This window comes from Microcystis sp. M53603_WE2 (assembly GCF_030065435.1).
This window is the reverse complement of record NZ_JASJFF010001304.1, coordinates 1-7865: the sequence shown is the minus strand read 5'-3', so window position 1 is coordinate 7865 and position 7865 is coordinate 1. Positions and strand designations below refer to the sequence as shown.

The following is a 7865-nucleotide window of genomic DNA, read 5'->3' as shown; positions in this document are numbered from 1 at the left end:
CTTATCTGGCAAGAGACTTAATTGATTAGTTCGCTCTAGAGCAAAAACAATTGACAAAAATCGCTAAATGCCTTTCTCTATAAGGGTTCCATCCCTTATAACCCCCGTCCATTGCATAACACAAACCGAAGAGCCAAAAAAAGTATTTTTTGCTAAGAATAAATCCTTCTCTAAATTATTAACGATTTTACCTTAGTTGTCAACAATTCTAGGCTTGACTGTATTATTCCTTCAGTTTGACCAGAAACAGCAAAAACCAGAGCTTCCATTAAGCAGGTATTATACCAATGAGTTGTAGTGAAAAGATGAGATTGAGTTGATTTCATTGATTAGACCTCTTGCAAAAGTCTTAAGTCGATCCTTGTACAGCAACATTTTTGAAGATTATCAACTACTAATAAATAATTAACTGAAAGTCCTTCCCATTATTGTTTCTATCGTTTGTTTTCGGATTTATGCAAGAGGTCTATTGACAATTGCCCCTAATAAATCTTCAAAATTTGATGCTATCCCAGCTATGGTATCCGCTTCAAACAAATCTTTTTTATACTTCCACCATAGCTGAATAACAGTTCCCGAAGGGGTATTTTTTTTCCAGAACAATACTCCTAAATCTACTCTTGCCATTGATAATTTAAGCGGTATGGGGGTGACATTCAAACCCGATAATTCTAAATGCTCTCTGGGAGCTTTTTGCAAAAAGTCTAAATACACTCTAAAAAAGCGTTTATTTCGCTCTATCGGCGGGTCAAAGGTTTTGGCGATTTGCTCAAAAGGGACATCTTGGTGAGTGATGACAGCAAGCATCTCCTGTTGAACCCGTTTTAATAGCTGGAAAAAGTCGTCATTTTCGCCAAAATCAAGCCTTAAAGCCAGCATTTTACCAAAATCTCCCATTACAGATGCAAATTGCTGCTGATTGCTATCAATCGCTGGAACGCCGATAACGAGACTTTCCTTCGGAGCGTACTGATGGAGTAAAAGTCCAAAGGTAGTGGCGATGGTGGTAAAAAAAGTCACTTTTTGTTTCTGACTCAAAGTTTCTAACTGAGTGGTCAGTTCAGGGAAAATCTCCATTTCTAGGGTAGCCGCCTGGAAGCTTTGCACCTCTGGTAGCGGTCTGTCAGTGGGAAGATTTAAAGGTTGGGGTTCTCGACTTAACCAATGTTGCCAATAGTCGCGCCTTATTTTTAGTCCTTCTTCTGTAAGAGATTGACGTTCGGCAATCACATAATCGCCATACTGTAGGGGTAATTCGGGCAAAGGAGAAGGGCTATCAGAGAGGAAAGTATCGTAGAGAAGGCTCAATTCTGGCATTAATATTTCCGAAGATTGTTCATTGGCCAGCATCATGTGTAAACCGATCAGCAAAATATGAGACGTTTCTGACAATTGTAGTAGATTAACAAACAACCAAGGATCTTTGTCCAGAAAAACTTGTTTTTTGATTTTTTCTGCGGTTATTCTTTCTATTTCTTGCTGTTGCTCTACTTCTGAGCGGTTTCGCAGATCAATAATTTCAAGAGCTATCTTTGTGTTGGGATAGACAACCTGCCTTAAAGAACCGTTGATTTCTTCTAATTTTGTTCTTAGAATTTCATGGCGACGAATAATCTCATTAAAACTTTTTTCCAAAATAGCTATATTAAGCTTTCCTTCCAGATGGAAGTAGTTAGGTAGATAATAAAAGCTACCTAAATGACGATAATCCCAAAATCGCTCTTGAGCAAAAGAGGGCGGATAATAACGAATTTCGTCGGCAGGTTGGAGATTTGTTGCTTCAATTCTGTTAAATGTTGATGATTTTTCTGACAGACAAGTTACTAATTCAGCAATGGTGGGTGACTGAAATAGGTCAAGCATCTGCAAGTTTTTATTCAACCCTTCTTGGATTCTATTCAATAAAACAATGACCTTGAGAGAATTTCCGCCTAACTCAAAGAAGTTATCATTAATACCGATTGGCTCTAGTTGCAGAACTTCAGACCACAAGTTCGCTAATATTTCTTCTTCTCGATTACGAGGAGCTACAAAATTAGCTTTATTACTGGTTAATATATAACTCGGTTTTGCCAGTTTTGACAAGGCCAGACGGTCTATTTTATCATTAGGCGTAAGGGGCAATTTGTCTAAAATACTGATGGCATTTGGCCTCATATATTCTGGCAATTTGCTTTTAATAAATTGACCGAGTTCTAATATTAATTGCTGCTTAAATTTAATCTCGATTGGATTATTGGCATAGGTAAATATATCTTCAATAGGAGAACTAATGGGAAAAATTGCTGGTTGGAATGGTGCGGATTTATGGCTAAAAACTAGATCATAATATCCTGTGGCATCGGTATTAATCCAGCTAATCTCTAGGTGATAAGGTAAGTCCTCCACAAGAGCCATTATCCGATCAATTTCTACCCCATGCTTCGGCTGCTTACCTAGCCACTGGTTTAGTTGCTTAAGTGAGTCGCTTTGATCAGCTTCTTCTAACCATTGTTGAACCTTAACTTCCTTGCTCAAACGAGCATTAGGAATACGAGAAATACCTAAATTTTTCGGTTGATCTTCAGTTAAAATACGTTTAACTTCGGCTAAGTTCAGTTGTTCTTTTTGCCAGTCTAACCAATCAATCTCTGTCAACGGTTCAACGGAACTATTGATAGATAAAATCGCCTCGTAACGAAAGCGAGTTAATTCATTATCATAAACCCCAGTTTTGGGTTTTATTTGCACATGAGTAATTTCAGGAAATTGTTGTTGAAGTGCTAGGAAGAAAAAGGGATGTAATAACAACTCTTCTTCTGCTTGTTGTTTGCGGGTAATTCTTTCTCGCAATTGGCAGGCAAGAACATGATCATTAGCTCGATAAGCTTCTACCGAAGTACAATAGGTTGGCAAAAGGGCTAAATTACGAATATCTCCAACAAGAATATGACCTCCTTTTTTAACCCGTTTAATCAACCCTTCTAAAACTTGCAGTAGGTAGGCGGTACTGGGGAAATATTGCAGCACAGAGTTGATGATAATAGTATCAAAACTTTCTGACTCCAATCCCGCTAAGTCATCGGCGCTTCTTTCCCACAAAGTTACATGATCTAAACCGCCTATTGTTTGCTGAATTTTCCGAATATGATCTAAAGCAGGACGAGAAAAATCAAGACCTACATACTCGGAACAATCGGGGGCAACTCGAGTTAATAATAATCCCGTACCGCAGCCAACTTCTAAAACTTTTTCTGGGTGTAACTCTTGAATGCTTTCAACGGTTTTATCCACCCATTCGTGCATTTCTTCTTTGGGAATTGGCTGTCCGTCATAACTACTATCCCAACCAATAATATTAAAAGTAAGATCACTTTGAATAGGGGTTTGACTGTCAGTTTGCTGATTAACAGTTTTCCAAAGAGCCAGATATTCTTGTTGAGTTTTTTCCTGTTCTAAGGAATCCTCAGAAGTTAGATGAGGAACGACATAAGCGATTAACTGTTTATCCCCTAATTGATCTTGGCTGAGGATAACCGCCGCCGAATCAATCGCCGAGTGTTGAATCAATACATTCTCAATTTCTCCTAGTTCTACCCGAAAACCTCTAATCTTAATTTGATTGTCAATGCGTCCTAAGTATTCAATGTCACCATCGGCTAAATAGCGACCCAAATCTCCAGTTTTATAAAGCCGTTCTGAGGGATTGAAAGGGTTATTGATAAAGTTTTCTTGGGTTAATTCTAGCTGATTGAGATAACCTCTCGCTAAACTAATACCAGCAATATATAATTCCCCTTGAGTTCCTTGGGGGACAGGCTGTAAATTCTGATCAAGAATATAGATTTGTGTCTGATTGATGGGACGACCAATAGGGACAGAGGTACAGTTTTCTGTTAATTTATAATTAGATAAATCACAATAGGTTGCTTCGACAGTGGTTTCTGTCGGTCCATAAGCGTTAATTAATTGGGGTACTCGGCGGAGTTTCCCAGTTTGTAGCATTTCTTCTATATATTGCTGCCATAGTTTGAGTTTTTCGGGTAATAAACTTTCTCCACCCACAAATAATAATCGCACCGATTCGGGGAAGGGTTCCTTAGTTCGTGCTAATTCGGTAATTAAAGCCTGCCAAAAAGCTGTGGGTAAATCTAAGATTGTCAGTTGCCATTCTCGACACTTTTGGATAAAGCTAGAAAATGAGCTTAACATCGCCTCAGTTCGCAAAAACACTGTGCCACCAACAGTTAAGCAAGGATAAATTTCCTCGACGGCAACATCAAAACTAATCGAGGCAAATTGTAAAATTTGATCGCTTTGACTGAGATTAGCAGTAGTCTTAACCACTTCAATAAAATTAACCACAGAGCGATGTTCAATCATCACGCCCTTGGGTTTTCCGGTGGAACCTGATGTATAGATAATATAAGCGAGGTTTTCGGGGTTAACTTCAATATCGGGATTTTCTGGCTTTTCCAGGGCAATTAGCCCCCAATCTTCATCCAATTTCAGAATTTTAACTCTCTGATTGTCCCCGAATTTACCGATTAAATAACTATTGGTGATTATGAGAGATAATTGAGCATCTTGTATCATATAATCCAAGCGCTCCGGTGGATAGTCGGGGTCGAGGGGAACATAGGCACATCCGGCTTTGAGAATAGCCAAAAGCGCCATCACCATTTCCGGGGAACGTTCCACAGATAAGCCAACGAGACTTTCCGATTTTAGCCCACATTTTTGTAAATAATGGGCCAGTTGATTGGCTTTTTGATTTAAGCTTTCATAGCTAATTTGCCGGTTTTCCCCAATCAGAGCTATCGCTTCAGGGGTGCGTTGTACCTGCTGTTCCAATAATTGATGAATAGATTGAGTCATGGGAACTAAAGTAATTTGATTTAACTCAGGTGCTATAGTTGGTTTAATTTGCTTGATCCTATTTTCCAAAGCGACGCTCGCGATTTTGAAACCAGTGGATAGCTTCTTCAATATCTGCCGGAGTTAGATCGGGAAAGAAGGTATTTGTAAAGTAGAGTTCACTATAACAACTCTGTAGGGGCATAAATCCAGATAACCGACATTCTCCAGAGGTCCGAATAATCAGATCTGGCGGCGGACAAAATTGATCCATTAGCTGATGAGGTTCGATCTCTTCAGGTTTAACCCCCTTTTCTACTAGGCGGCGAACTGCGCGGATTATCTCATCTTCACCACCGTAGTCTAGGGCAAAATTGAAGATGTGACCGGTCATTCCTTTGGTGCTATGCTCTACCTCCTCAACCATAGACAAGAGATTTTCAGGAAGGCGATCTTTTCTACCTAAATGTCGCAACTGTACTGAGTATTCACCCGATAAAGGCAATAAATAGCTGAGAAACTGACTAAAAACATCCATTAAGTTGTCAACTTCGCTATCGGAACGCTTCCAGTTTTCGGTGGAGAACAGCCACAATGTCGCGGCGTAAATTTCCTTATCCCAAAGCGTTTTTAATAGGGAAGGTGCCACCTCTATAAATGCTTTTCTGTGACCTTCTTGGGGAGATAAGCCCTGATTTTTTGCCCATCTTCTGTTACCGTCTGGAATGATGGCAATATGCTTGAGAGGTTTAGTAGAGATGTTGTTAGTCATAAAATTTTTCCTAATAAGGTTGAATTGAGTAGTTTGGTAAACAGAGCGGTATTTAAGTTTCTGGTTTAGAGTGGAGTAGCTTCAATTAAACTCTCTATAGACTCAGTATCAATAATTTTAGTTATTTGAAAGCCAGCCGTTTCTAACAATACCCTAAATTCCGATTCTGAGCGAATTTTTCCTGAACCTAGCATCCATAAATTGAGATCAGCTAAATTATCCTTCCAACGATTTTTGTGCAAAATTCGATCCACGATTAACAATCGAGAGGATGGGTCCATAGCCTGACGACAGTTTTTGAGAATTTCAAGGGCTTTTTGATCATCCCAATTGAGCAGAATTTTCTTCAATAAATAAATGTCTGCTTTAAGTAAAATGGGGTCAAAAAAGCTCCCAGAAATCAAACTACAACGGTCGATCACTCCCTCTTGTGTTAGTAGATATTTCCCCTGCTCAATACAATAGGGTTGTTCAAATAGCACCCCTTGAATCTGGGGATATTTTTGTAAAATAGCAGCCAGAAATTTTCCGTATCCTCCACCAATGTCTGCGACAATTTCCCCGACAGAAAAATCATAAGCGGCCAAAATCAGGGGGTTTTGAATTGCAGTTATATCAACCATTGCTTGATCAAAAACTTCAGCTTGATCGGAATTTTGTTGATGAAACTCTTCAATATTGACACCATACATAGACTCAAAAGCACCTTGACCTGTGGTTAAACTTTGAGTCAGATTTCCCCAACTAGCATAACTTTCTTCTATTTCCGCCATCAGAAAATTGCGAACAGTTCCCTGTTGCTTATCTCTTAAATAAGTTGCTAAAGCAGTGTTTTGGAAATAGTTGGGTTGGGTTTCTTCTAAAATCCCCAGACTGGTTAACGTCCGCAAAAAACGATAAAGTAAATCAGCATTAGTATGGGTTTCAGTGGCTAACTCTTGATAAGATTTTGTTCCATCGGCCAACAGATCAACAATTCCTAATTTGGCGGCCGCATAAATACATTGGCTAATCTGAAAACCCCTTATCATCTGCAAGACAGTGTCTCTATCAGACATTTGCCCGGGATTTTCTCGCTGAAGATTAAACATGATTGAATGAGCAAAGTTGAGATGGTTGTTAATGGAATGACTCTGGAGATATTTTTAGACGAAATAACTCTCGGGAAATTTTTCTGTAATCATCATAATCGCTTGCTTCTGAGAGAAAACACGATAGGTACGAGAAAAAAGTTTTTCTTCTGGACTGATTTGAAAATCCTCAGCCAAATCCCCCGCACGCTCTTGAGATAAATCAACGATTTCCTTAAAGGTTTCCATCCGATTTTCTAACCAAAGCTTACCAATGGGTTTTCCTGAATTGATTAATTCCTCTTGAAACTTGGTGTCTAGTCTATCAATAACAATAATAGACTCGGCATAAACTAAATTTTTTTGGCTGACTGTACTGCAAAGAAATATTTTTCTTTTGATAATTTTACTACCTTTTTCAAGATCTAAAACCGGCAAGTCTTCCTCTAAATATACCGCTTCTTCAGACAGTTTAACAATTGACATTTTTTCCAACAAATAAATCTCTAAAATGTCGGTCAGAGTCCCATCGGTTATTAAAATGATTCGCTGGAGTGTGCTTAACTCCGAAAGATTAAGAGGGGTTTTGCTAAAACTATTTTTTAGCAACTCGATTTTACACCGATTCGGTAGTTTCGCTGGCATCATGGCACAATTCCTTAATTTGCTGGATAGATTTAAAGTTAGCCCATCGATGTGCCTAAGCGCTCTCTGGATATCTTGCTATAACTGGGTAAACACAACCTTAAGCTGGACAATCTACTAAGTAGGTTGGTCTCATTGAATGTAAGACCCAGTGTGGGCGGTATGCTCCCATTACAGGTGGGTGCAAATCAATGGCACCCACCTACTTAGTTGTTTTGCCGCGGCGCTTTGATTAGATTCCCAACCACCACATATCGGGATCAACATCTTTTGCCTGGGTTTTGATCACCTCCTTGTGATCTCGGTGCCGGTAGGAAGACTGAGCTTGGTTAGCGGCATAATCCATGATGGCTTCATATTCGGCCTCCTCTTCCGTCGGCCAATGCAGAGGAGGAATAAAATTCTGGCTCTTCGTTACTTGTTATGGTTCGATAGGGGGGCATAAATCGACTAAATCCTTATCTGGCAAGAGACTTAATTGATTAGTTCGCTCTAGATAAAAAACAATTGACAAAAATCGCTAAATGCCTTTCTCTATAAGG

4 protein-coding genes are annotated in these 7865 nt (G+C 39.2%); all 4 read right to left on the bottom strand.

Features of this window, described 5'->3' with window-relative positions; translation table 11 throughout:
• Positions 1-453 precede the first annotated feature (453 nt).
• The 4 genes from PX481_RS27340 to PX481_RS27325 all read right to left on the bottom strand — a co-directional run bounded on the left by PX481_RS27340 (position 454) and on the right by PX481_RS27325 (position 7323).
• Positions 454-4926: a non-ribosomal peptide synthetase gene (locus tag PX481_RS27340; protein ID WP_002761483.1), complete on the bottom strand. Its 4473-nt coding sequence runs from the start codon at positions 4924-4926 to the stop codon at positions 454-456.
• Positions 4916-5608 carry a polyprenyl diphosphate synthase gene (gene uppS, locus PX481_RS27335; protein WP_002761485.1) on the bottom strand — a complete coding sequence of 231 codons (693 nt, stop codon included), beginning with the start codon at positions 5606-5608 and terminating at the stop codon, positions 4916-4918. Before uppS ends, PX481_RS27340 begins: the two co-directional genes overlap by 11 nt.
• Before the next feature lie 65 nt (positions 5609-5673).
• A complete protein-coding gene (locus tag PX481_RS27330) occupies positions 5674-6666 on the bottom strand; it encodes a methyltransferase (RefSeq protein ID WP_288026184.1) in 993 nt (330 codons plus the stop codon).
• Positions 6667-6753: 87 nt separating this feature from the next.
• Positions 6754-7323 carry a chorismate--pyruvate lyase family protein gene (locus PX481_RS27325; protein WP_223213048.1) on the bottom strand — a complete coding sequence of 190 codons (570 nt, stop codon included), beginning with the start codon at positions 7321-7323 and terminating at the stop codon, positions 6754-6756.
• Positions 7324-7865 lie beyond the last annotated feature (542 nt).